Here is a 24,042-nt window from a genome sequence, read left to right as displayed (position 1 = left end):
CTCAGCGACCCCGGTCGACCGGCTGGTCCACCGGCTCCCCGGTGAGGGCCGCGCGGACCGCGTGCGCCGCCTCGGCGGCCCGCGTCTCCGACAGCGCCCCGGCGCCGGCCTCCTGGAGGTAGAAGACGTCCACCGCCTGCGGCCCGAGGGTCGCGACGTGCGCGGAACGGACCGCGACGTCGAGGTGGGCCAGCGCCGCGCACACCAGGTAGATGACCCCCGGACGGTCGGCGGCGCGCACCTCCAGCACCGTCGAGGTGCTCGACGCCTCCGGGCGCACCTCGACGATGGGCGCCAGCTCCTGCCGCGCCGCCGGCCGCAGTCGCCGGGCCGGGTCGACCCGGCCCTCCACGATGGCGTCGAGCTTCTCGCGCAGCACCCCGGCGTCCAGGTCGGGCTCGCCGACCTCCCAGACCGAGACCCCGACGGCCTCCTGCGCCCAGGCGCGGGCCGCGCGGACGGGGATGCGCTGCAGGGCGAGCACCCCGGCGAGGTCGGCGAGGAGCCCGACCCGGTCTGGGGCGACCACGGTGATCCGCGACCCGTCCCCGACCTGCTCCACCCGCACGGACACCGTGCCGTTGCGGACCTCGCGCGGGACCTCGACCTCCTCGGCCAGCAGCGGCGGCGCACCGGCACCCGTGTCGAGGGAGGCGCGCACGCGGCGGGCCAGGTCGTGGACGAGGCTGGCCCGCCACGTCGACCAGGCCTGCGGCGAGGCCGCCCGGGCGTCGGCCTCGGTGAGCACCACCAGGAGCTCCAGCGCCTCGACCGACCCCACCCGGGAGGCGACCCGCTCCACGGTGGCCGGGTCGTCGGGGTCGCGCGTCGTGGCGGTCTCGGAGAGCAGCAGGTGCCAGCGGACCAGACGGGCCACCAGCTCGACGGCCTCGTCGTCGAAGCCCATCCGGGTGGCGATCCCGCGCGCGATCGGCTCGCCGGCGACGCTGTGCTCGGTGAGGCTGCCCTTGCCGATGTCGTGCAGGAGGGCGGCCACCATGAGGACGTCGGGACGCGCCACCCGCCGGATCAACGAGGCCGCCTCCAGGCAGGTCTCGACGACGTGCCGGTCGACGGTGAAGCGATGGATGGCCGAGGCGTGCGGCAGCAGCCGGATCCGCTCCCACTCCGGCAGCAGCCGGTCGACCGCGCCGGTCTCCTCGAGGGTCTCCCACACGTGCAGGAGGCCGGGGCCGGCGAGCATCCGCACCAGCTGCTGGCGCGCCTCAGCCGGCCACGGCTGCGGCAACGGCGCGGACTCCCGCGCCAGCCGCGCCGCGGTCGGCGGGGCGAGCACGGCGTCCAGCTCGGAGGCCGCGGCCGCCGCGCGCAGCAGCAGCACGGGGTCCTCGGCGGGCCGGGCGCGCGCATCGAGGACGACCTCGCGTCGCGAGAGGGCCACCCCGGGTGCGACGGGGAGCAGCTGGGGGCGGCGGGCGGTCCGCGCCGACTCGGGGCGCTTGAGGTAGTCCTCCACCCGTCGCCAGGTCAGCCGCGAGAGGTGGGTCGTGCGGCGACCGAGCGTGCGCACGTGCACCTGGGCGCTGCGGGCGTCGGGGAGCCCCAGGCCGGTGGCCAGCTCGCTCCACGCCTCCGGCTGGATCCGGTCGGTGGCGCGACCGGCGGCGCCCTGCACGAGGTCGCGCACGTCCAGCAGCGCCAGCCGGCTGGGCTCGAGCTCCGGGCCGGGCACGTCCACCAGCCAGGTCGCCGCCAGCGCCCGGAGCACGGTGGCGTCGCGCAGCCCGCCCTCGGACTCCTTCAGGTCCGGCACCGAGCGGTGGGCCAGCTCACCCATCAGCTCGTGCCGCGCCCGCACCAGCGCGTGGAGGGCCGGGAGCCGGTCCGCGGCGTGCCGGCGCCAGTGGGCGAGCATCGTGGTGCGCAGGCGCAGCGTCAGGTGCGGGTCACCGGCCAGGTGCCGCACGTCGAGCAGGCCGAGCGCGACCTTGAGGTCGGCGTCGGCCGCGGCGACCATCTCGCCCAGGCCGCGCACCGAGTGGTCGATGGTCTTCCCGGAGTCCCAGAGCGGGTACCAGACCTGCCCCGCGGCCTCGCCCGGGTCGACGTCGTCGTCGTGCACCAGCACGACGTCGAGGTCGGAGTGCGGGGCCAGCTCACCGCGGCCGTACCCGCCGACCGCCACGAGGGCACAGCCGTTCGCGGGGCCTCCGGCAGCGTCGTACGCCGCAGCGCAGAGCGCGTCGGCCTCGGCCGTGCGTCGGGCGCGCTCCTCGCTGGTCACAGGGCCGCGGAGTCCCGGTCGCCGGTGCGAACCCGCACCACGGTCTCGACGGGGGTGACCCACACCTTGCCGTCGCCGATCCGGCCCGAGGCGGCAGCGCCCACGACCGTGTCCACCACGGTGTCCGCCTCCTCGTCGTCGACGACGATCTCGAGCCGGATCTTCGGCACCAGCGCGATGTCGTACTCCGCGCCGCGGTAGACCTCCGTGTGGCCCTTCTGCCGGCCGTAGCCGGAGACCTCCGAGACGGTCATGCCGGTGACGCCGGCCGCCTCGAGGGCGACCCGGACGTCCTCCCACCTGTGCGGCTTGATCACCGCGGTCACGAGCTTCATGTCTCCCCTGTCGTGGTGCTGGCGGTGGATCGGATGGTGCAGCCTGCCTCGTCGCCGGCTGCTGCGTCCCGGCCGGAGCGCGGGGCCAGCATGCCCGAGCCGCGGCGGAGCCGGCTCGCCCCTCCGCTCCACGGGCCTCGCCGGGGTCCTCGCCGGACGTGCGGCGCAGACCCGCCGCCGGACCTGCCGCCGGACGCGGCGCCGGGCCCCGGCGACCACCGCGGGGTGGTCGCCGGGGCCCGGGACGGACTGCGTGGAGCCGTGCCTCAGATGGCCGCGGCGTCCCGGTCGCCGGTCCGGACGCGGACCACGCTCTCGACCGGGCTGAGCCAGACCTTGCCGTCACCGATCCGGCCGGTCTGGGCGGTCTTGACGATGATGCCGAGCACGTCCTCGGCGTCGTCGTCCTCGACCACGATCTCGATCCGGATCTTGGGGACGAGCGCGATGTCGTACTCCGCGCCGCGGTAGACCTCCGTGTGGCCCTTCTGCCGGCCGTAGCCGGAGACCTCCGAGACGGTCATCCCGGTGACGCCGAAGGTCTCGAGCGCCTCGCGGACGTCCTCCCACTTGTGCGGCTTGATGACAGCGGTGACGAGCTTCATGCCGAGGCTCCTTCCGACTTGCTGGGGCTGGGGGCCGCGAGGGAGCTGCCGAAGGCGCTGCCCTTGCCGCTGGAGAGGCTGGTGTGGAGGTCGTACGCCGACTCGCCGTGCGCGGCGCCGTCGATGCCCTCCACCTCGGCCTCGTCGTCGATCCGCAGGCCGATGGTGAACTTGATGGCCAGCGCGATCAGGGCGGTGAGGACACCGGAGTAGACGATCGCCACGAGGGCGCCGAGGGTCTGGTCGCCCAGGGAGCCGAAGCCGCCGCCGTAGAAGAGACCGTCGACACCGCCCGCGCCGTCGGCGGTCGAGAAAAGGCCGATGAGCACGGTGCCGACGATGCCGCCGACCAGGTGCACGCCCACGACGTCGAGGGAGTCGTCGTAGCCCAGCTTGAACTTCAGGCCCACGGCCCAGGCGCAGATGGCACCGCTGATGGCACCGATCGCGACGGCACCCTCGATGTCGACGGCGCCGGCGGCCGGGGTGATGGCGACCAGACCCGCGACGATGCCCGAGGCGGCACCCAGCGAGGTGGCCTTGCCGTGCAGCAGGCGCTCGACCAGGAGCCAGGCGAGGATCGCGGCGAAGGTGGCCAGCGTGGTGTTGGCGAAGGTGCGACCGGTCTCGGCGTAGAACTGCGCGAGATTCTCCTCGTCGGTGGTGCCGCCGAAGACGATCGAGCCGACGTTGAAGCCGTACCAGCCCAGCCACAGCATGCCCGCACCGAGCATGGTCAGGGTCAGGTTGTGCGGCCGCATCGGCTCCTTGCCGAAGCCCAGGCGCTTGCCGACCATGATGGCGAGCACCAGGCCCGCGACGCCGGCGTTGATGTGGACAGCGGTGCCACCGGCGTAGTCCTGCGCGCCGATCCGGCCGCAGATGAGCGAGTCGTCGGTGCAGCTGAAGACCATGTGCGCGAGCGGGAAGTAGACGACGAGCGCCCAGACCGGCACGAAGGCCAGCCACGCCGCGAACTTCATCCGGCCCTCGACCGCGCCGCTGATCAGGGCGACGGTGATGATCGCGAAGGTCATCTGGAACATCACGAAGATGTAGCTGTCGGTGGCCACGCCGTCGAGCCAGAAGAGCTCGAAGGGGTTGGCGAAGAACGTGCCGTCGCCGCCGAAGCCCATCGACCAGCCGACGGCGACGTACAGGATGCCGACGATGGCCGCGGCCGAGAACGACATCATCATCATGTTGAGCACCGACTTCGACCGCGACATGCCGCCGTAGAAGAGTGCGAGCGCGGGCACGGTCATCATGAGCACCAGCGCGGTGGCCACGAGCATGAAGGCGTAATAGCCGTCCATGAAACCTCCAGGGGATCTGTCCGTCAGACGGCCCCCGCAGCTACCGACAGCGCTGTCAGGTGGAGGTCCGCCCCGTTTCGTGGACGACCTTCCAGCCCGCAGGTTTCCTCACCAGCCCGCGTGTGTTTCGGTCACGAAACAGGTCCGGACCGTGTGTTACGAGTGCGTTTCCGCCCCGGCGCGGTTCCTGGCACGCCCCGCTCGCACCTCGACCGGTCGGGGCGAGGGCGGACGCTGGCGTGCTCAGCCCAGCAGCGCGTCGACGAAGGCGCCGGCGTCGAAGGGGGCGAGGTCGTCGGGACCCTCGCCCAGGCCGACGAGCTTGACCGGGACGCCGAGCTCGCGCTGGACCTGGACCACGATGCCGCCCTTGGCCGAGCCGTCGAGCTTCGTCAGCACGATCCCGGTCACCGCCACGGCCTCGGAGAAGACGCGGGCCTGGATCAGGCCGTTCTGGCCCGTGGTCGCGTCGAGGACGAGCAGGACCTCGGTGACCGGGGCCTGCTTCTCGATGACCCGCTTGACCTTGCCGAGCTCGTCCATGAGGCCCTGCTTGTTCTGCAGGCGGCCGGCGGTGTCGACGATGACGGTGTCGACACCCGCGGTGGTGCCGCTCTCGACCGCGCGGAACGCCACGCTCGCGGGGTCGGCGGCCTCCTCGCCGCGCACCACCTCGACACCCACACGCTCGCCCCAGGTCGCCAGCTGGTCGACGGCCGCGGCGCGGAAGGTGTCGGCCGCGCCCAGGACGACGCTGAGGTCCTCGGCGACGAGGATGCGCGCGATCTTGCCGACGGTGGTGGTCTTGCCGGCACCGTTGACGCCGACCACCAGCACCACGCCGGGCTGCCCGTCGGCGCCGGTCACCTGCAGGCGGCGGTCCATGTCGGGTCCCACCAGTGCCACGAGCTCCTCGCGCAGGATCGAGCGGGCGTCGCCCTCGCCCTCGACCCGCAGCCGGGTGCGCAACCGCTCCACCAGCTCCTGGGTGGGCGCCACGCCGATGTCGGCGGTGAGCAGCGTGTCCTCGATCGACTCCCACGTGTCCTCGTCGAGCTTGTCGCGCGAGAGCAGGGCGAGCAGGCCGCGGCCCAGCGCGCCCTGGGAGCCGGCCAGCCGCTGGCGCAGCCGCACGAGCCGCGAGGCCGTGCCCTCCGGGCGCTCGAGGACCGGCTCCTCCACGACCGGCACCGGCGGCTCGAGGACGTCAATGGTCGCCGGTGGGGCGCTGAGCTCGGTCGGGACGTCCGGGTCGGCCGGTGGGGTGCCGAGGACGTCGGTGTGGGTGTCCGGGAGCGGCCGCGGCTTGCGGCGCCCACTGACGACCAGGCCGGCCACCAGCGCCACGAGGGCGACACCGACGACGGCGATGAGCAGGATCAGCAGCGCGAGCGAGTCCACCGGCTCATCCAACCACCCGCGTCCCGGCGGCCGGGCACGGGGGAAGCGGGTGCGGGTGCGGGGTCAGGCGTGGGTGCGGGGCTCGTCGGGACGCGGGCGCACGGCCGCGTCGCCGTCGGTCTCGTCGAGGGTCTCGAAGCGGTTGACGGCCTTGGTCATGGCCTCGCCGAGCCACTCCGCCTGGGCGGGCTTCTGCCCGCGGTGCGGGTAGGCGACGTAGAAGAGGACGAGTCCCGCGACCAGGACGACCAGCAGCATGGCGATCAGGATGGGGAGCACGTCGCCACCGTGCCACAGCCTCGTCAGGACGAGGAGTCGGGCACGCGCAGCAGAGGGGTGACTGCGGCGCGGATCACGTCCGGCATCGGCGTGACCGGCCGGGCGGGGTCGGTGTTGTCGACGTACACGTGGACGAAGCGGCCCTCGGCCGCCGCCTCCTCGCCCGGGCCCTGGAAGAGGCCGATGCGGTAGATCGCCGAGGAGGTGCCGACCTTGTCGCAGACCAGGCCCATCTCGATCGGCTCCGGGAAGCCGATCTCGGCGAAGTACTGGCAGGAGGTCTCGGCCACCACCCCGATCTGCGGCAGCCCGCGCACGTCCACGCCGGTCGCCTCGTAGAGGTGGGCGTTCACCGCGGTGTCGAAGAGCTCGTAGTACGTCGCGTTGTTGAGGTGGCCGTAGGCGTCGTCGTCACGCCACCGGGTGGTGACGGTGCGCCAGGCGACGTACTGGTCGCGGGTCGGACGGGTGCGGGGCATCAGCGCTGCCTCCTCGTGACGCTCGTGCCGCTCATGCCGGCTCCTGCTCGCGGAGGCGCTGGCTGATCACGGCCGAGACGCCGTCGCCGCGCATGGTGACGCCGTAGAGCGCGTCGCCGACCTCCATCGTGCGCTTCTGGTGGGTGATGACGAGCAGCTGGGAGTTCTCCCGCAGCTCCTCGTAGATCTGCAGGAGGCGGCCGAGGTTGGTGTCGTCGAGCGCGGCCTCGACCTCGTCGAGGATGTAGAAGGGGCTGGGACGGGCCTTGAAGAGGGCCACGAGGAACGCCACGGCCACCAGCGAGCGCTCGCCGCCGGAGAGCAGCGAGAGCCGCTTGACCTTCTTGCCCGGCGGACGGGCCTCGACCTCGACGCCGGTGGAGAGCATGTCGTCGGGGTCGGTCAGCACCAGCCGGCCCTCGCCGCCCGGGAAGAGCCGCGCGAAGGTGGCGTCGAAGGCCTTCTCGACGTCGGCGTAGGCCTCGCGGAACACCTGCTCGACCCGGTCGTCGACGTCCTTGACGATGTCGAGGAGGTCCTTGCGGGTGCGGCGGAGGTCCTCGAGCTGCTCGGAGAGGAACTGGTGGCGCTCCTCCAGCGCCGAGAACTCCTCCAGCGCCAGCGGGTTCACCTTGCCGAGCATCGACAGGGCGCGCTCGGCGGCCTTGAGCCTCTTGACCTGCTCCTCGCGGACGAACGGCACCGTGCGCGGAGGCGCGTCACCCTCCTCGCCGGACTCGCTGGGCTCACCGGCGGCGCCCGGCTCGGCGCCCTCCGCGTCGAGCAGCGGCACGAGCTGGTCGGGGCCGTAGTCGGCGACCAGGGCGTCGGGCTCGAGCCCGAGCTCCTCGAGGGTGCGGTTCTCCAGCTGCTCGATCCGCATCCGCTGCTGGGTGCGCGCGACCTCGTCGCGGTGGACCGAGGAGACCAGCTCCTCGTGCTCCTTGGCGAGCTCGCGCAGGCGCGCCCGGACCTCGCGCAGCTCCTCCTCGCGGCCGCGGCGGGCCTCCTCCACGGCGGCGCGGGCGTCGGCGGCGGCCTGGACGGAGACCTCGAGCCGGTGCAGGACGTAGGTGGTGGCGGCGGCGACCGCCTCGGCGGCGCGCCCCTCACGGACCACCTGGGCGCGCCGGGCCGCGGCCTGGGCCCGGGCGTCGCGCTCCTTGGCGGCGCTGCGGCGCAGCCCGTCCGCGCGACCGTGCAGGGCCCGGGCCCGCTCCTCGGAGGTGCGCAGCGCGAGCCGGGCGTCCATCTCGGCCTGGCGGGCGGCGCGCGCGGCCTCCGCGAGCTCCTCGCGCACGCCGGTGTCCGGCTCCTCCTCGGGCGTCTGCTCCGCGGCCGCGAGCCGCTCCTCGAGCTCCGCGAGCCCGGCCACGGCCTGCTCACGCGCCTCCTCGGCCCGGGAGATGGCCTGCTCGAGCCGCTCGGCCTCGCCCCGCGCCGCACGGGCCTGCGAGCCGTGCTGGCCCAGCTCCTCGGCGACAGCGGCCAGCGTGGCGTCGGACTCGTGGAGCCGGGCCAGGGCCACGTCGACCCGCTTGGTGGCCTCGTGCCGCTCGGCCTCGAGCCGGCTGGTCTCGAAGGCGGCCCGCTCCCCCGCGGCCACGGCCTCCGCGAGCGCGGCCTCGGCCTCCTCGACGGCGGCCTGGATCTCGAGCAGGCTCGGCTGGTCGCTCGAGCCGCCGGAGACGAAGCGCGCGCCCAGCACGTCGCCCTCGCTCGTGACGGCGGTGACCGAGGGCTGCGCAGCCACGAGCGCGCGGGCGGCCGCGAGGTCCTCGACGACGGCGACCCGGTCGAGCAGGGCCGACACCGCAGGCCGCAGCTCGGCGCTGCACTCCACCACGTCGACGGCCCACGTGGCGCCGTCGGGCAGGGCCGGCCAGTCACCGGCGTCGGGCAGCTCGGGACCGGCAGCCAGCAGCAGCGCGGCCCGCCCCAGGTCGTTCCCCTTGAGGTGGCCCAGGGCCGCCAGCGCAGCCTCGGGGTCGCGCACGGCCACGGCGTCCGCGGCCGACCCCAGAGCGGCGGCGATCGCCGCCTCGTGGCCGTGCCGCACCGAGAGCAGCGCGGCGATCGAGCCCAGGACACCGGGCAGCTCGTCGGTGGCGGCCAGCAGCGCGCCCGCGCCGTCCTTGCGGGCCAGGCCGAGCTCGAGGGCGTCCTTGCGGGCGGTGAGGGTGTGGCGGTCCCTGTCGGCCTGCTGGGCCTGGTCGCGCACGACGGCCAGGCGCTCCTCGACCTCCTCGAGCAGGGCCGCCGCCTCCTCGTGCTCGGCGTCCAGGCCCTCCTCGCCGGCGTCGAGGCCGGCGACCTTGGTCTCCAGGGCGGTGAAGGCCATCTGGGCGCGCTCCGCGCGGGCCAGCGCCTCTTCGCGGGCGTGCCGCAGGCGGGCGACCTCCTCGTCGGCACCGGCGGCGCGCGACTTCAGCGCGTTGACCTGGCCGTGGAGGCGGGCCAGACCCTCGCGCCGGTCTGCGGCGGCACGCTGGAGGCCGGAGATGCGGCGCTCCTCCTCGGCCGCGGCGTCCTCGGCGGCCTTGCGGGCCGTGACGGCCGCGTCGAGGGCGGCGCGGCTGGTGTCGACCTCGACGCCGATCAGGCGTTCCTGCTCCGCGACCCGGTCGGCCTCGGCCTCGAGCTGGTCGGGGTCGCGCCCGGAGGCGGTCTCCACCACCGCACTGCCGGAGGCGTTGCGGATGCGCTCCGCGGCCAGCGACTGGGTGCCCCGCAGGCGCTCGCGCAGACCGGAGAGGGAGTACCAGGTGTCCTGGGCGGCCGAGAGTGCCGGCAGGTCCTCGCGCAGGGCGGCCTCCAGGGCCGCCTCGGCCTCGCGGGCGGCGGCGATCGCCTGCTCCACCTCCTCGCGGCGGGCCACGAGCAGGGACTCGTCGGCCATCTCCTGCTCCAGCGCCGTGCGGGCACGGACCAGGTCGTCGGCCAGCAGGCGGGCACGGGCGTCGCGGACGTCGGCCTGGACGGTGGCGGCGCGGCGGGCCACCTCGGCCTGGCGGCCCAGCGGCTTGAGCTGGCGACGGATCTCCGAGAGCAGGTCGTTCAGACGAGTGAGGTTGCCCTCGCACGCGTCCAGCTTCCGCAGCGCCTTCTCCTTGCGCTTGCGGTGCTTCAGGACGCCCGCGGCCTCCTCGATGAAGCCGCGGCGGTCCTCCGGGGTGGCGTGCAGGATCGAGTCGAGCTGGCCCTGGCCGACGATCACGTGCATCTCGCGACCGATGCCGGAGTCGCTCAGCAGCTCCTGCACGTCGAGCAGCCGGCAGGGGGTGCCGTTGATGGCGTACTCCGACCCGCCCGAGCGGAACATCGTGCGGCTGATCGTCACCTCGGCGTACTCGATCGGGAGCGCGCCGTCGGAGTTGTCGATGGTCAGCAGCACCTCGGCCCGGCCCAGCGGCGGACGGCCGGAGGTGCCGGCGAAGATGACGTCGTCCATCTTGCCACCGCGCAGGCTCTTGGCGCTGGCCTCGCCCATGACCCAGGCCAGCGCGTCGACGACGTTGGACTTGCCCGAGCCGTTGGGCCCGACGATGCAGGTGATGCCGGGCTCGAGCTGCAGCGTCGTGGAGGACGCGAAGGACTTGAACCCCTTGAGGGTCAGGCTCTTCAGGTACAACGCACGCTCCCGGGGCCGGCTCTCTGCCGCGGGCCGTCCGGGCCCGCGCGGCGCTCACCCTACTGCGTGGCGCTGCCTACCCCGGGCTCCTCGCCGCGCTGCTGCACCGTGGGCTCCTCGGTGAGCTGCTCGTCGTGGGCGATGTGCGAGAACTGCCGCCACAGCAGGACCACCAGCACCGCCGACCCGACGAAGGCGAACCAGAACGGCGCGGTGACGCCGTACGCCTGGGCCAGCGCCCCGCCCAGCACGCCACCCACGACCAGCCCGGCGCAGCAGCCGAGCAGGTAGACCCCGCCCACCCGACCCTGGAGCGCCGTCGGCACCGCCCGTTGCTGGATGGTGATGGAGGTGGTGCCCCAGATGAAGGCGTGGGCGCCGAAGACGAAGAAGATCGCCAGCGCCACCACGGGCGAGGTCGTGAGGGCCAGCCCGAGGTGGGTGAGGGTCTCCACGACCAAGCCGATGCGCATGAGGTCGCCGAGGCTCACCCCCCGCGTGATCCAGCCGTACGCCGCGGTGCCGGCCAGTCCCCCGACCGCGCCGACCGTGGTGATCAGGCCGAAGCCGACCTCGCCCATCCCCAGCCGCTCCGTGGCGTAGAGCACCAGGACCGACCACGCGGCGCCGAAGGTGAGGTTGAAGACCGTGAGCGTGAGGACGAGCGTCCGCACGGCCGCGTGGTGCCACACCCACCTGAAGCCCTCGACGACGTCGTGCAGCACGTGGGTGGAGGTCTCCGGGTCGCGGCCGTGCTCGGGCAGCCGCACGCGCGCGATCGTCGCGATGGCGGCGAGCACCAGCAGGCCCTGCGCGAGGAACGGCACCGCGGTGCCGGCTGCGAAGAGCAGCGCACCGACGGGCGGACCGGCGAGCTGGTTGAAGGTGATGAGCCCCGTCTGGATGCGGGCGTTCCCGACCGCGAGGTCGTCGCGGTGCACCAGCATCGGCAGCAGCGTCTGCGAGGCGTTGTCGGCGAAGGTCTCCGCCGTGCCGAGCAGGAAGAGAGCGACGAGCACGACGGCGATCGAGACGGTGCCGGTGAGGATGCTCGCGGCCAGCAGCCCGAGCACCCCGACGCGCACGAGGTCCACCGAGACGACCAGCACCCGACGGTCGACCCGGTCCGTGACCACGCCGGCGGGCAGCGCGAAGAGCAGCTTGGGCAGCCACTGCAGCGTGGCGGCCATCGCGATGAGGAACGGCGAGTCGGTCTGCTGGGCGACCAGCAGCGGCCCTGCCGCGATGGCCAGGCCGTCACCGAGGTTGCCGACCCAGACCGAGGACAGCAGCCACCGGAAGTCCCGACCCAGCCGCGAGGGCGCGACGACCTCGCCGACCCTGGTCCACCACCCCGTGCTCACGAGGACGGGACGCTAGCCCGAGGAGGTACGTCGGCGCGCGAGAGTTTCCGACGCCGACCCGGTCTCGCGGCTCGCTCCGCTCGCGCCGCGACCAGCGTCCGCTGGTCGAGGCGCGAGGAGCGTCAGCGACGAGCCACGAGGCCCGGGCGTCGACTCAGTCGCGCGCGACGGCGACCCGGCGCCGCACGCGGCCCAGCCCGAGCGCCAGCAGTGCGGCACCGCCGACCAGCACCAGCGGGGTGCTGCCCGCCTCGAGCCGCTCCGAGGTGCTGGCCGCCGACGTGAGCCGCAGGGCACCGCCCCCGGCGCCGGTGACGTCGACGGAGTAGACGTCCAGGCCGCGGACCAGGTCGATGGCGTAGACGATGTTGGTGCGCTTCGCCGTCTGCTCGCCGTCCTTGTAGACCGGCACCCACATGGCGTCCCAGACCTCCGAGGCGCCCCAGATCGCGTGGGCGTGCGACGTGATCTCACGCGGGTTCGTCACGTCGAGGATCTGCGTGCCCCCACCGTAGAAGCCCACCGCGACCAGGCCACCGGGCCGGTAGTCGAACCAGTGCGAGGAGCAGAAGGCGCCCTGGGGCAGCGGGAAGTTCCCCAGGTCGGCGAGCTCGACCTTGTCCAGCGGCACGATGCTGCCGGGCTTGCCGTCCAGCCGCTTGACCCACCAGGTCTGGAAGGAGCCGGCGAGCGCGCAGTCGGTCTGCTCGTAGTCCTCCTCGGTCACCAGCAGCACGTTGCCGTTCCTCAGCGAGGGCTTGACGCCGGGCTTGAAGCGCTGGGCGTTCGGCCGGAAGGAGTTGTGGTGGATGAAGTCGTTGTAGCCCTCGAAGTCCGGGTCCTCGCCCTGGCCCGCGAGCCCCGTGGTGGCGAGCAGGCGAGGCCGGGCGGGCTTGCGGGTCGACCACATCGACGAGCCGTCGAAGCCCGTGTGGGTGCCGACCCCGGCGGCGTCGAAGTTCCACTTGTGGCCCGCGGTCGGCGAGGCGAAGGCCTGGAGACCGTCAGCCTCCTTGTCGCCGTCGACCTCCCGCGGCGCGTCGAGGTCGCGCAGGTCGAAGACCGAGAAGGTGCCGCTCCCGGAGTCGCCCGCGGAGTAGGCGTAGCGGCACTGGGCGCCGTCGACGCACGCCACGGTGTGGGTGCTGGTGAGGCCGGGGGCGCTGGCCGTGATCGTCGGGGCGGTGGGGTCGGTGACGTCGACGACGTTCAGCTGCCCGCCGCCGACGTTGGTGTGCTCGGGACCGGTGGGGGCCGCTGAGTACAGGTCGACGCCGATGAGGACGAACCTGCGCACGCCGTCGGGGGTGCGTCGCTCGCCGCAGGTCATCGCCTCGTTCTCGAAGACCGCCTGCGGCAGCACGCCCTGGAGGCTGGGGTTCAGCGGGTCGGAGACGTCGTAGACCCGGACGGAGTCCAGGCCACTGGTGACGAAGATCGGCGCCGAGTGCATGAAGCAGCCGGAGATCGCCAGCTGCGAGGGGTTCGCCCCGACGTGCTCGATGTTGTCGGACATGATCAGCCCGGCGCTGGCGGAGCCGGAGCCGGCCTTCTCGACGATCCGCTCCTGGGCGGCATCGCCACCGCCGTCGGCCGCGGCGGGCGAGGCAAGGGCCAGGGTGGCCACGGGCGTCGCGAGGGCCGCGCAGGCAAGGGCCGCGAGGGCGCGTCGGCCGGCCGACGGCGTACGACGGGAGGGGCTGGAGGGTCGCAGGAGGGTCACGACACGATCAACGACGGGGCCGGGCCCCGGTCACGCGCCGTGGCAGCGGGCTCAGACGGGCTGCATCTCCTTGCGGGGCTGCAGCGGTGCGATCAGCTCGGCCGCCTGGGCCGCCACGAGGCGGTCGTTCTCCGCGGCGAGCGTGGTCACGAGCGCCTCGAGCTCGCTGACCCGGTTGCGCAGGCGCGCGTTCTCGGTGACGAGTCGGGCGTCCCGCAGGTCGCTGTGCATGTAGCCGAGCAGCGCCTTGGCCATGAGGGAACCTTCCAGACAACGGTGGTGGGGTGAGAGATCGGGCCGGGAGGCCCGGGGTGGGGTCCAGCATCCGGACCGTCTCTCAGGATCGCACCGGACACCCGTCCGGTCAAACCGCCGGGAGCCCCCGGCTGGACCGCTCCGCGCAGCCCTCCCACGAGCGGTCGGAGCGGTTCGGGCCGGCGCTCGGTAGGAGCTCAGGAGGGACTCAGCGAGGGACGCTGCGCCGGCGCGGGACCGGCTGGCAGCCGGGGCAGAAGAACGAGGACCGGTTCATGAAGGCGACCCGCCGGATGGGGCGGGCACAGCGGTCGCACGGCTCGCCCTCGCGGCCGTAGGCGTGCAGCGAACGGTCGAAGTAGCCCGACTCGCCGTTGACGTTGACGTAGAGCGCGTCGAAGGAGGTGCCGCCCTGGGCCAGGGCGTCGCTCATGACGTCCCGGGCGTGCCCGAACAGCTCGACCACCTGGGCGCGGGTGAGTCGGTCACCGGGCCGCTCACCGTGCACGCGCGCCCGCCACAGCGCCTCGTCGGCGTAGATGTTGCCGATGCCGGAGACGAGGTTCTGGTCCAGCAGCTGGCGCTTGATCGCCACCGTGCGGCCGCGCACCCGGCGCACGACGTCGTCGAGGTCGAACAGCGGGTCGAGGGGGTCGCGCCCGATGTGGGCGATCTCCGGGGGCAGCACCGCTCCCCCGGCCGAGACCATGAGCCCACCGAACATCCGCTGGTCCACGAAGTGCAGGTGGCGTCCCTCGGCGGCGCCCTCGAGGCGCAGCCGGACGCGCAGGTGCCGCTCGGGCGCGACGCCGTCGGGCTGGACGAGCAGCTGTCCGCTCATGCCGAGGTGGGCCAGCAGCGCGTCCCCGTCGTCGAGGGCGAGCCAGAGGTACTTCCCGCGGCGCCGGGCCTCGGTCAGGGTGCGCCCGACGAGGGCCGCGGCGAACCCCTCCGGGCCGCGCGGGTCGCGGCGCACCGGGCGCGGGTGCAGGACGTCGACGCCGAGCACGCGGGCGCCCAGGACGTGACGCTCCAGGCCGGCCCGGACGACCTCGACCTCGGGGAGCTCGGGCACCTCAGTCGACGGTGACGTCGGGGGTGCCGGCCTCGGCGGCCGCGGCAGCAGTGGCGGCGTCGGCGGCGGGGTCCTCGACACCGAGGGCGGCCACGATCTCGCCGTACGCCGTCTCGGCCGCGGCCTGCTCGGCCTCCTTCTTCGACCGGCCGGTGCCGTTGCCGTAGAGCCGGTCGCCGACACGGACCTGGGCGGTGAAGGTCTTCATGTGGTCCGGGCCACTGTCCTCGATGACGTACTCCGGGACGCCGAGCGAGTGCTCCGCGGATAGCTCCTGGAGGGAGGTCTTCCAGTCCAGGCCGGCGCCCATGGCCGAGGCGGCCTCGATCAGCGGGTCGAAGAGCCGGTGCACGACGGCGGCGGAGGTCTCGAAGCCGCCGCCGGACAGGTGCACGGCACCGATGACGGCTTCGACGGTGTCGGAGAGGATCGAGGCCTTCTGGCGACCGCCGGTCGCCTCCTCGCCCCGGCCGAGCTTCACGTGCTCGCCCAGCCCGATGGCACGGCCCACCTCGGCCAGCGCGCGGGCGTTGACCACGGCGGCCCGCAGCTTGGCCAGCCGGCCCTCGGAGAGGTCCGGGTGGGTGCGGTAGAGGGTCTCGGTCACGACGACGCCGAGCACGGAGTCACCGAGGAACTCCAGGCGCTCGTTGGTCGGCAGACCGCCGTTCTCGTAGGCGAAGGAACGGTGCGTGAGGGCGCGGTCCAGCAGCTCGGGGTCCAGGAGGGGATCCCCGAGCGCGGACCGCAGCCCCGCGTAGGTGTCGATGGTGCCGGTCAGGGCAGGTCGGTCAGAGGACCTGGCGACGCTCGGCGCGAGCGCCGTACTGACCGCACTCGCCGCACGCACGGTGCGGGAGGTGCTTGGCACCGCACGCGGGGTTCGCGCAGGTCACCAGGGTCGGCGCGCTGGTCTTCCACGCCGAACGACGGTGGCGGGTGTTGCTGCGCGACATCTTCCGCTTCGGGACAGCCACTGTTCTTCTCCTTGTGTGGGGGCCGGATGGTTCCGACCCTCTCGCTTACTTCTCGTCCAGGTCCTGCTGGAGGTCCTGCAGGCCTGCCCACCTCGGGTCGATCGGCGCCTCGTGGGCGTGGTCGGGGTCCTCGGCGAGTCGCGCTCCGCACTCGGTGCAGAGCCCGGGGCAGTCCTCGGTGCACATGGGCTGGAACGGCAGCTCCAGCACCACCGCGTCCCGCAGCTGCGGCTCCAGGTCGACCAGGTCGTCCTGCAGCCTGCTGACCTCGTCGTCCTCGTCGTGGGAGGTCTGGTGCTCGGCGTAGACGTACAGCTCCTGGAACCAGGCCTCGATCTCGTCGTGGATCGGCTCCAGGCACCGTGCGCACTCGCCCTCGAGCGCGGCTCGCGCCGTGCCCGTGACCAGGACTCCCTCCATGACCGCTTCGAGCCGCAGGTCGAGTTCGACCGGCGAGCCTTCCGGGACACGGAGGACGTCGATGCCCAGATCTGCCGGCGCCGGCACCGTCCGCGTCACCTGACGTTGGGACCCCGGGCGGCGGCCGAGCTCGCGGGTGTCGAGCACGAGCGGCGCTCTCGGGTCCAGGCTGGTCAGGTGATCACTTCCGGGTCCGGGCACAACAGATCGGCGATCAGCGTACTCGTCGGGCTGGTGGGCGACAAAACGGCGTCCTGCCTGGTCAGGCTAGGCACCAGTGCCCCTCTCGGCCACCCGGGCGACGAGCTGCTCGTGCACGAAGCCGGGCACGAGGGAGGAGACGTCGCCGCCGTACGTCGCGACCTCCTTGACCAGGCTGCTGGCCAGGAAGGACCACTCCGGGCTGGTCGGGACGAAGACGGTCTCGACGTCGGTGAGCGAGGCGTTCATCTGCGCCATCTGCAGCTCGTAGTCGAAGTCGCTGACCGCGCGCAGGCCCTTCACGATCGCCTGGATCCCGTGCTCGGCGCAGAAGTCGGTGAGCAGGCCGGTGAAGCCCCGGACCGAGACGTTGGGCCACGGCTCGCAGGCGCGGCGGAGCATGTCCATCCGCTCCTCGGGGGTGAACATGCGGCTGCTCGACTTGGACTTGTTCACCCCGACGGCCACGACGACCTCGTCGAAGAGGGCCGCGGCCCGCCCGACGATGTCGAGGTGGCCGTTGGTCACCGGGTCGAAGGAGCCGGGACAGACTGCTCGGCGCACGCTCACTCCTGCTCGTCCCGCGCCTGCTGGGTGCCGTCAGGGGCGGGGGTCTCGGGTCGGTCCTGCTGGTCGGTGCCGCCCGGCTGCCACACGGCCGACCAGAGCGTCGTCTCACCGTACTTGCGCCGCCGGGTGGAGCCGAACCCGGCGGGCCACCGCGGCTCGGGGCTGCGCCGCGACCGCTCCACGACGACCATCGCCTCGTCGGCGAGCCAGCCGTGGGCGACCAGCGCAGCGAGGTCCGCCTCGACCTCGTGGTCCTCCAACGGGTACGGCGGGTCGCTCAGCACCAGGTCGTACGCCGTCTCCGGCCGCCCCGCGAGGGTGCTGCGCACGGTGCCGCCCACGACCCGGGCGCGGGCCAGCCCGAGCTCGCGGGCGTTGGCGGCGACCAGCTGGGCCGTGCGGCGGTCCTTCTCCACGAGCAGCGCGTGCTCCGCGCCGCGGCTGCAGGCCTCCAGCCCGAGCGCCCCCGACCCGGCGTACAGGTCGAGGACGCGCACGCCCTCCCACGTGCCGAACCACGACTCCAGCGCGGAGAAGAGGGCCTCACGCACCCGGTCGCTCGTCGGCCGGGTGGCCTCGCCCCGGGGCGTGGCCAGGTGCCGTCCGCCCGCGGAGCCGCCGATGATCCGGGTCACGGGCGCCACCCTAGGGCTCCGGTGCCGAGTCACCCTCGAACCAGTGGCGAGTCACCCTCGAACCGGTGCCGAGTCGTCAGGAGCGGGTGGCGAACTCGGCGCGCACCGACTCCTCGAGCTCGGCCACCAGCGTGGCGAGCAGCGGGGCGCCGTCGAGCTCCGGGTCCTCGTCGAGCAGCGCACCGGCGACTTCGCGGGCGCGCACGATCGTCTTCTCGTCGCGCAGGACCCGCAGGTCCTTGAGGCTGGAGCGGAACCCGGACTGGGAGGCACCCAGGACGTCGCCCTCGCGCCGCTGCTCCAGGTCGACCCGGCTGAGCTCGAAGCCGTCAGTGGTGGCCGCGACCGCGTCGAGCCGCTCGCGGGCGGGGGTGCCGACCTCGGCGTGGCTCACGAGCAGGCAGAGCCCGGGCAGCCCGCCGCGGCCGACGCGGCCGCGCAGCTGGTGGAGCTGGGAGACGCCGAACCTGTCGGCGTCGAGCAGCACCATCGTGGTGGCGTTGGCGACGTCGACGCCGACCTCGATGACGGTGGTGGAGACGAGCACGTCGACGTCGCCGGAGGCGAACGCGCGCATGGTGCGGTCCTTCTCCTCGGGGTGCAGGCGGCCGTGCAGCAGGCCGACCCGGAGCCCGGCGAGCGGCCCGGCGGCCAGCTCCTCGACGACCTCCTCCACGGCGGCGAGGGGACGGTCGGTGCGGGTCTCGCCCTCCGCCGCGGGGGCGTCGAACTCGCCCTGCTCGGAGGTGTCGCCGGAGATGCGCGGGCACACGACGTAGACCTGGTGGCCCTTCTCCACCTCCTCGCGGGCGCGCTGCCAGACCCGGTCGATCCAGCGCGGGGCGTCGGCGAGCGGCACGACGGTGGTCTGGATCGGCGCGCGACCGGCGGGCAGCTCGGAGAGGGTCGAGGTCTCGAGGTCGCCGAAGACGGTCATGGCGACGGTGCGCGGGATCGGCGTGGCGGTCATGACCAGGACGTGCGGCGGGGTGCCGGCCTTGTCGGTCAGCGCCGCGCGCTGCTCGACCCCGAACCGGTGCTGCTCGTCGACCACCACCAGGCCGAGGTCGGCGAACTGCACGACGTCCTCGAGCAGGGCGTGGGTGCCGACGACGAGGCCGGCCTCCCCCGAGGCGAGCCGCAGCAGGGGCTCGGTGCGCTGGGCCTTGGTCATCGACCCCGTGAGCAGCTCCAGCGAGGTCGCCTCGGGATGCCCGCCGAGCATCCCGCCGCCGGCCAGGTCGCCGAGCATCGCGGTGAGCGAGCGGTGGTGCTGCTGGGCCAGGACCTCGGTCGGCGCGAGCAGCGCGGCCTGGCCGCCGGAGTCGACGACCCGCAGCATCGCGCGCAGCGCCACGAGGGTCTTGCCGGAGCCGACCTCGCCCTGGAGCAGCCGGTTCATCGGGTGCGGGCGTGCCAGGTCGGCCTCGATCTCGGCGCCGACGTCGCGCTGCCCGGCGGTGAGCTCGAAGGGCAGCCGCGCGTCGAAGGCGGCCAGCAGCCCGCCGCCGCCGGTGCGGGGACGGGCGCCCTGGGCCTGCAGCGCGCGGCGCCGGCGGGCCAGGACGAGCTGGGTGGTCAGCGCCTCCTCGAAGCGGAAGCGCTGCTGGGCGCGCGTGACCTGGCCGTAGTCGCTGGGCCGGTGGACCCACTCCAGCGCCGTGCGCACGTCGAGCAGTCCCTCGGCCTCGCGCAGCGCCTCGGGCAGCCGCTCGGGCAGCTCCTCGACCACGGTGAGCGCGAAGGCCACGGCACGCTGGAGGTCCCAGGACTCCACCCCGGCCGAGAGCGGGTAGATCGGGTAGAGGTCGCCCAGGGTCTCGAGCGAGAGCTGGGCGGCGTCCTCCCCCGGCGTGCCCATCAGCACCATCTGCGGGTTGGTGAGCTGCCAGCTGTCGCGGAAGCGGCCCACCTTGCCCTGGAAGATCCCGCGACGTCCCACGGCCAGCCGCTGCTCGTGCCACGCGGCGACGTGGGGCGCCTTGGCGAAGAAGGTCATCGACAGCCGCGGCCCGTCGGTCTCCAGCAGCGCCTCGACGCGGTACGCCGTGCGGCCGGTGCGCCGGTCGGTGTACTGCCGGCGGTCGCACCGCGCGATCCGCCCGACCACGACGAGCATCTCGCCGTCGTGCAGGCCCTCGACCTCGGTGAGCTCGCCGGTCTTGACGTAGCGCCGCGGGAAGTGGTGCAGCAGGTCCCCGACCGTGCGCAGGCCCAGGCCTTCTGTCACGGCCTTGACGACCTTCTTGGGCGCCTCCCCCAGCACCGACCCCACCGGGGAGTCCGGTGTGATCACTCGACCGCCACCAGCAGCGGGTAGCGCTCCTGGCCCCCCTCGTAGACGACGACCTCGGCGAGCGGGTGGTGCTCCTCGATCCAGCCGGCGAGCCGCGCGGCGGCCGCACCGTCGGGGTCCTCGGCCCCGGCCACGATCGTGACCAGCTCGCCACCACCGCGCAGCAACCGGTCGGCGACCTCGGCCGCCACCTCGTCGAGCTGCTGGCCGACGACCGCGAAGTCACCGGCCACGACGCCCAGCACGTCGCCGGGCTCGCACGGCCCGGCCATGGTCATGGCCTGGCGGGCGGCGACGGTGACCGCGCCGTGACGGGCGTGCCGGGCCGTCGCGGTCATCTCGAGCACGTCGGCGTCGAAGGCGCGACCGGGCTCGTGCACCGCGATCGCGGCCAGGCCCTGGACCTGGGCGGTGGTCGGGACGACCACGACGCGGATGCCCTCGTCCTGCTCGGCGGTGGAGGCCGCCACCTGGGCGACCCGCACGGAGTCGGGGTCGTTGGGCAGCACGACGACCTCGCTGGCCTGGCAGCCGGTGATGGCCTCCAGCAGCTGTCCGGTGGAGGGGCGCCGACCGGGGCCGCCCTCGACCACCACGGCTCCGGCCTCGGTGAAGAGCGAGGTGAGGCCGGGCCCGGCGGAGACGACCACGACGGCGCGGCCCTCGCGCCTGACCGCCCGCTCGGCCACCTGCTCGGCGAAGTGCGTGACCCGGATCCGGTGCGGGCGGCCGGCCTCGATGCCGGCCTCGATCGCGGCACCCACGTCGTCGACGTGGACGTGGACGTTCCACAGCTCCTCGTCACCGACCACCACGAGGCTGTCGCCGAGCCCGGCCAGCCGCTCGCGCAGGGTCGTGACCCGCTCGGCGGGCGCGTCGAGGAGGTACATCACCTCGTAGGCCGGCCCGTCCTCGCTGAGGTCGGCCCCCGGCGCGGCGTGGTCGTGGCGCAGCTGCGGGACGGGGATGTGGTGGGTGCCGATCCGCGTGCGCACCGTGGGCGGCACCCGGCCGGTCAGCGCCGTCTCGGCCGCGTCGAGCACGACGCTGAAGCCGCGGCCGCCGGCGTCGACGACACCGGCGTCCTTGAGGGTCTGCAGCTGGTCGGGCGTGCGGGAGAGCGCCTCCCGCGCCGCCGCCGCGGCCGCGGCCACGACGTCGCGGGTCCTGGCATCCGGGTCCGTGACCCGCTCGGCGGCCGCGTCGGCCGCCGCCCGCGCCACGGTGAGCATGGTGCCCTCCACGGGCGTGCCGACGGCGGCGTACGCCGCATCGGCCGCCAGGCGCATGCCCTCGGCCATGAGCAGGGCAGCGCGGTCCTCCGGTGTCGCACTGCCCAGGCGGCGGGCCAGGGCGCGCAGCATCTCGCTGAGGATGACGCCGGAGTTGCCGCGGGCGCCGAGCAGCGCACCGCGGCCGAGCGCCTCCAGCCCGCGGCCCACGCCGCAGCGCTCGGGTCCGCCGGCCTCGACGACCGCCCGCTCGACCGCGTCGCGGGCCGCGGCGATCGTGAGGTACATGTTGGTGCCGGTGTCACCGTCGGGCACGGGGTAGACGTTGACCGCGTCCACCTCCTCGCGGGCGGACTCCAGGGCCGCGACCGCGACGTCGGTGAAGCGCAGGACGCCCTCCAGGCTGACCCCGCGCGGCAGCACCTCGACCCCATCCGGGACCATGGACGTCTGCTCTTCGCGCTGCGGGTCGGGCACGGCCCCGAGGTTAGTGGTCGCCACCCACGGCGGGGCGGGGACGCTCCGGCCTCGATTCGGCGTTCGGGGGGTGTGGCGATACTCTGGTGCGGTTGCCCAGACCGGCGCGGCCGCGGTGAGACCACCGTGCAGCGGTCGGATGGGCCCTCACGACTCGTTCAACATCGATCCTCAGGAGTTCACGGTGGCTGCCGTCTGCGACATCTGCGCCAAGAAGCCTGGCTTCGGCAACAACCGGCCGTGGTCGCGCAAGATCACGAAGCGTCGCTTCGACCCCAACATCCAGCGCGTCCGCGCCGTCGTCAACGGCACCCCGAAGCGGATGAACGTCTGCACCGGCTGTCTGAAGGCGGGCAAGGTCTCGCGCTGAGGCACTGACCAACGGAGCATGCCGGACCGGCCGTCACCCACGGGGTGGCGGCCGTTTCGTTTGCTCGCCGAGCGCAACGACGCCGGACGCCGCCGGCTGGGGTCGAGCCGTCGTCGCGCCGCGTGGGCGGCATGTGGTCGGCGACCACGGCGATCCGGCCCGCACGAACCGTCAGAAGTGCGTCCAGCCCGCGACCCCGTCGTACGCAGCCCCGTCGACGGTGATGCCCTCCCCCTCCGCGACCGACCCGATGACCCGGAACCCCGCGGGCAGGGTCGCCCCCGGCGGGAACGTCGCGAGCAGCGCGTGGTCGTCGCCCCCGCCCAGCACGAAGGACAGCGGGTCGGCGCCGGTCGCGGCCGCCACGGCGAGCAGCGGCTCGGGCACCTCCAGCGCCTCGGTGCGCAGGTCGATGGCGACCGCCGAGCCGCGGGCGAGGTGGGCCGCCTCGGACAGCAGCCCGTCGGAGACGTCGACCATCGCGGTCGCACCGGCCGCGGCGGCCTCCGGCCCGGCGTCGTACGGCGGCTCCGGCCGTCGGTAGGCCTCGACCAGCACCCGGGGCGAGCGGAAGCCGCGGCCGAGCACGGCCAGGCCGCCGGCGGCCCAGCCCTGGCGCCCGGCGAGCGCGACCACGTCGCCGGGCTCGGCACCGCTGCGCAGCACCGGCGAGACCGTGCACGAGCCCAGGACCGTCACGGCGACGACCAGCTGGTCCCCGCGCGTGAGGTCCCCGCCGACCACGCTGGCGCCGACCGCGCGGCACTCCTCGGCGAAGCCCGCGGCGAACTCCAGCGCCCAGGACACCGGCAGGTCGGCCGGCACGGCCATGCCGACGGTCAGGCTGTGCGCGCGCCCGCCCATGGCGTTGACGTCGGAGAGGTTCTGCGCTGCGGCACGGTGGCCCACGTCGACGGCCGGCACCCAGTCGCGGCGGAAGTGCCGGCCCTCGACCAGGAGGTCGGTGGAGACGACCACGTGGCCGTTGCGGATGCGCAGGACCGCTGCGTCGTCACCGGGGCCGACGAGCACCTGCTCGCCCTGGTCGAAGAGGGCGGTGAGGGCGTCGATCAGCGCGAACTCCCCCACGTCGGCCACCGTCGCCGCCGGGTCCAGCCCGCTCGTCCCCGCCGCCGCTCCACCGTGCCGTGCGTCCACCATGGGTCCATCCCACCACCCGTGGCGCGGCGGCCGGGCACCGCCCGCAGGCCCCCGGCTGCCACGGGCAGCCCCGGGCGGCCCGGGCGGCGGTGGCCGGGCGACCGGGCGGCTGTCGTCGTCGGGGGCCGCGGGCGGTAGGTTGCACTCGGCGCCGCAGTGAGGTGTCCGCGGCAGCGCCGCCGCGCAACCGACCCTAGGGAGAGCACGATGGTCGTCCAGGCCTACATCCTGATCCAGACCGACGTCGGCAAGGCCGCAGAGGTCGCCACCGCCATCGCCCAGATCAAGGGCGTGACCCTCGCCGAGGACGTCACCGGCCCCTACGACGTCATCGTGCGCGCCGAGGCCCGCAACGTCGACGAGCTCGGCAAGCTGGTCGTCTCGAAGGTGCAGAACCTCGACGGCATCACCCGCACCCTGACCTGCCCGGTCGTCCACATCTGAGGCACCCGCCCCACCGCTGGACGACGGTGCTCACCGACGTACGCCGCGCACGCCCCGGGTCCCGAGGGACCCGGGGCATCGCCGTGTCCCTGTCCCTGCCGCCCCTGCTGCTCGTGGCCGCCCTCGCCGCCGGGTGCTCCGACGACGCCGCGCAGCCGGACCCCGTCGCACCGGTCTCCCTCTCCGCCGAGGAGCAGACGGCGTGCGAGGCGTTCCTCGCCGACCTCCCGGAGGCTGCGGCCGACGCGACGCTGACCTGCGGCGCACCGGAGCCGGCCACCCTGCTGGACACCTCCGAGTGCGACGAGGTGCTGGGGGTCGGCTGGTTCATCGACCCCGACGAGCTCTCGGACCCCGCTTCGTCCGTGACCGCCACCGCCATCGGCGTGCGCCCGCGCGTCGCGGTCGTCTTCTCCGCCGAGCAGCGCGGGCAGTTCTCCCTGGAGGTGCTCTCCGCCCTGGCCGAGCCGGTCACCGAGCACCTGGAGCGGGTCAGCCGCTGCCAGTAGGCTCTGGCTGCAGGCGCGGGCAGGACCGTCGGCCGCGTGTGG

23 protein-coding genes are annotated in these 24,042 nt (G+C 74.1%); 3 read left to right on the top strand and 20 right to left on the bottom strand.

From position 1 onward, the window contains the following. Position 1: 1 nt before the first annotated feature. The 19 genes from ACYVID_RS03015 to ACYVID_RS02925 all read right to left on the bottom strand — a co-directional run bounded on the left by ACYVID_RS03015 (position 2) and on the right by ACYVID_RS02925 (position 21,516). Positions 2–2,245, bottom strand: a complete 2,244-nt coding sequence (locus ACYVID_RS03015) for a [protein-PII] uridylyltransferase (RefSeq protein WP_460734271.1) — start codon at positions 2,243–2,245, stop codon at positions 2–4. Next, positions 2,242–2,580: a P-II family nitrogen regulator gene (locus tag ACYVID_RS03010; protein ID WP_460734269.1), complete on the bottom strand. Its 339-nt coding sequence runs from the start codon at positions 2,578–2,580 to the stop codon at positions 2,242–2,244. The genes ACYVID_RS03015 and ACYVID_RS03010 overlap by 4 nt, the downstream gene beginning before the upstream one ends. A gap of 266 nt (positions 2,581–2,846) precedes the next feature. Further along, positions 2,847–3,185: a P-II family nitrogen regulator gene (locus tag ACYVID_RS03005; RefSeq protein WP_300639388.1), complete on the bottom strand. Its 339-nt coding sequence runs from the start codon at positions 3,183–3,185 to the stop codon at positions 2,847–2,849. Beyond that, positions 3,182–4,501 (bottom strand): ammonium transporter, encoded by a 1,320-nt coding sequence (locus ACYVID_RS03000; protein WP_460734266.1) that lies wholly within the window; start codon positions 4,499–4,501, stop codon positions 3,182–3,184. The genes ACYVID_RS03005 and ACYVID_RS03000 overlap by 4 nt, the downstream gene beginning before the upstream one ends. A 243-nt stretch (positions 4,502–4,744) precedes the next feature. Next, positions 4,745–5,902, bottom strand: a complete 1,158-nt coding sequence (gene ftsY / locus ACYVID_RS02995) for a signal recognition particle-docking protein FtsY (RefSeq protein WP_460734264.1) — start codon at positions 5,900–5,902, stop codon at positions 4,745–4,747. 63 nt (positions 5,903–5,965) lie between these two features. Beyond that, positions 5,966–6,181, bottom strand: a complete 216-nt coding sequence (locus ACYVID_RS02990) for a hypothetical protein (protein ID WP_460734262.1) — start codon at positions 6,179–6,181, stop codon at positions 5,966–5,968. Between the two features lie 23 nt (positions 6,182–6,204). Beyond that, positions 6,205–6,660 carry an acyl-CoA thioesterase gene (locus ACYVID_RS02985; RefSeq protein ID WP_460734260.1) on the bottom strand — a complete coding sequence of 152 codons (456 nt, stop codon included), beginning with the start codon at positions 6,658–6,660 and terminating at the stop codon, positions 6,205–6,207. Between the two features lie 31 nt (positions 6,661–6,691). Further along, complete coding sequence (gene smc / locus ACYVID_RS02980) at positions 6,692–10,291, bottom strand: chromosome segregation protein SMC (protein WP_460734258.1); 3,600 nt, start codon at positions 10,289–10,291, stop codon at positions 6,692–6,694. A gap of 59 nt (positions 10,292–10,350) precedes the next feature. Next, positions 10,351–11,655: an MFS transporter gene (locus ACYVID_RS02975; protein WP_460734256.1), complete on the bottom strand. Its 1,305-nt coding sequence runs from the start codon at positions 11,653–11,655 to the stop codon at positions 10,351–10,353. 154 nt (positions 11,656–11,809) lie between these two features. Next, positions 11,810–13,378 (bottom strand): LVIVD repeat-containing protein, encoded by a 1,569-nt coding sequence (locus ACYVID_RS02970; RefSeq protein WP_460734254.1) that lies wholly within the window; start codon positions 13,376–13,378, stop codon positions 11,810–11,812. Between the two features lie 51 nt (positions 13,379–13,429). After that, positions 13,430–13,633, bottom strand: coding sequence for a hypothetical protein (locus ACYVID_RS02965; protein WP_300639412.1), 204 nt, complete (start codon positions 13,631–13,633; stop codon positions 13,430–13,432). Positions 13,634–13,841: 208 nt separating this feature from the next. Next, positions 13,842–14,708, bottom strand: coding sequence for a bifunctional DNA-formamidopyrimidine glycosylase/DNA-(apurinic or apyrimidinic site) lyase (mutM, locus tag ACYVID_RS02960; RefSeq protein ID WP_460734252.1), 867 nt, complete (start codon positions 14,706–14,708; stop codon positions 13,842–13,844). 1 nt (position 14,709) lies between these two features. Continuing rightward, positions 14,710–15,579, bottom strand: coding sequence for a ribonuclease III (gene rnc, locus ACYVID_RS02955; RefSeq protein WP_460734250.1), 870 nt, complete (start codon positions 15,577–15,579; stop codon positions 14,710–14,712). Beyond that, positions 15,500–15,685: a 50S ribosomal protein L32 gene (gene rpmF, locus ACYVID_RS02950; protein ID WP_300639421.1), complete on the bottom strand. Its 186-nt coding sequence runs from the start codon at positions 15,683–15,685 to the stop codon at positions 15,500–15,502. Before rpmF ends, rnc begins: the two co-directional genes overlap by 80 nt. 45 nt (positions 15,686–15,730) lie before the next feature. Next, positions 15,731–16,282: a YceD family protein gene (locus ACYVID_RS02945; RefSeq protein ID WP_300639426.1), complete on the bottom strand. Its 552-nt coding sequence runs from the start codon at positions 16,280–16,282 to the stop codon at positions 15,731–15,733. Between the two features lie 90 nt (positions 16,283–16,372). Next, positions 16,373–16,870 (bottom strand): pantetheine-phosphate adenylyltransferase, encoded by a 498-nt coding sequence (coaD, locus tag ACYVID_RS02940; RefSeq protein WP_460734248.1) that lies wholly within the window; start codon positions 16,868–16,870, stop codon positions 16,373–16,375. A gap of 2 nt (positions 16,871–16,872) precedes the next feature. Further along, the gene (gene rsmD, locus ACYVID_RS02935; protein ID WP_460734246.1) at positions 16,873–17,511 is read right to left on the bottom strand and encodes a 16S rRNA (guanine(966)-N(2))-methyltransferase RsmD; all 639 of its coding nucleotides are present in this window, start codon (positions 17,509–17,511) and stop codon (positions 16,873–16,875) included. Between the two features lie 76 nt (positions 17,512–17,587). Then, positions 17,588–19,807, bottom strand: a complete 2,220-nt coding sequence (locus ACYVID_RS02930) for an ATP-dependent DNA helicase RecG (RefSeq protein ID WP_460734244.1) — start codon at positions 19,805–19,807, stop codon at positions 17,588–17,590. Next, on the bottom strand, positions 19,804–21,516 hold the full coding sequence (locus tag ACYVID_RS02925; protein ID WP_460734242.1) for a DAK2 domain-containing protein: 1,713 nt from the start codon (positions 21,514–21,516) through the stop codon (positions 19,804–19,806). Before ACYVID_RS02925 ends, ACYVID_RS02930 begins: the two co-directional genes overlap by 4 nt. Before the next feature lie 184 nt (positions 21,517–21,700). On the opposite strand from ACYVID_RS02925, the gene rpmB reads away from it, so the two are divergent. Beyond that, entirely contained in the window at positions 21,701–21,886 is a 186-nt protein-coding gene (gene rpmB / locus ACYVID_RS02920; RefSeq protein WP_179531565.1) for a 50S ribosomal protein L28, read from the top strand. A 171-nt stretch (positions 21,887–22,057) separates the two neighbouring features. Here the strand turns inward: rpmB and ACYVID_RS02915 are convergent, their stop codons facing one another. Further along, positions 22,058–23,047: a thiamine-phosphate kinase gene (locus tag ACYVID_RS02915; protein ID WP_460734240.1), complete on the bottom strand. Its 990-nt coding sequence runs from the start codon at positions 23,045–23,047 to the stop codon at positions 22,058–22,060. Between the two features lie 207 nt (positions 23,048–23,254). Between ACYVID_RS02915 and ACYVID_RS02910 the strand changes: the two genes are divergently transcribed. Both ACYVID_RS02910 and ACYVID_RS02905 read left to right on the top strand, forming a co-directional pair. After that, positions 23,255–23,491 carry an Lrp/AsnC family transcriptional regulator gene (locus ACYVID_RS02910; RefSeq protein ID WP_166320689.1) on the top strand — a complete coding sequence of 79 codons (237 nt, stop codon included), beginning with the start codon at positions 23,255–23,257 and terminating at the stop codon, positions 23,489–23,491. 83 nt (positions 23,492–23,574) lie between these two features. Then, positions 23,575–24,000: a DUF3515 family protein gene (locus tag ACYVID_RS02905; protein ID WP_300644059.1), complete on the top strand. Its 426-nt coding sequence runs from the start codon at positions 23,575–23,577 to the stop codon at positions 23,998–24,000. Positions 24,001–24,042: the final 42 nt, after the last annotated feature.

It is taken from the genome of Nocardioides ginkgobilobae (assembly GCF_054781275.1).
The sequence above is the reverse complement of the archived record's forward strand: the minus strand, read 5'-3'. Positions and strand labels throughout refer to the sequence as shown.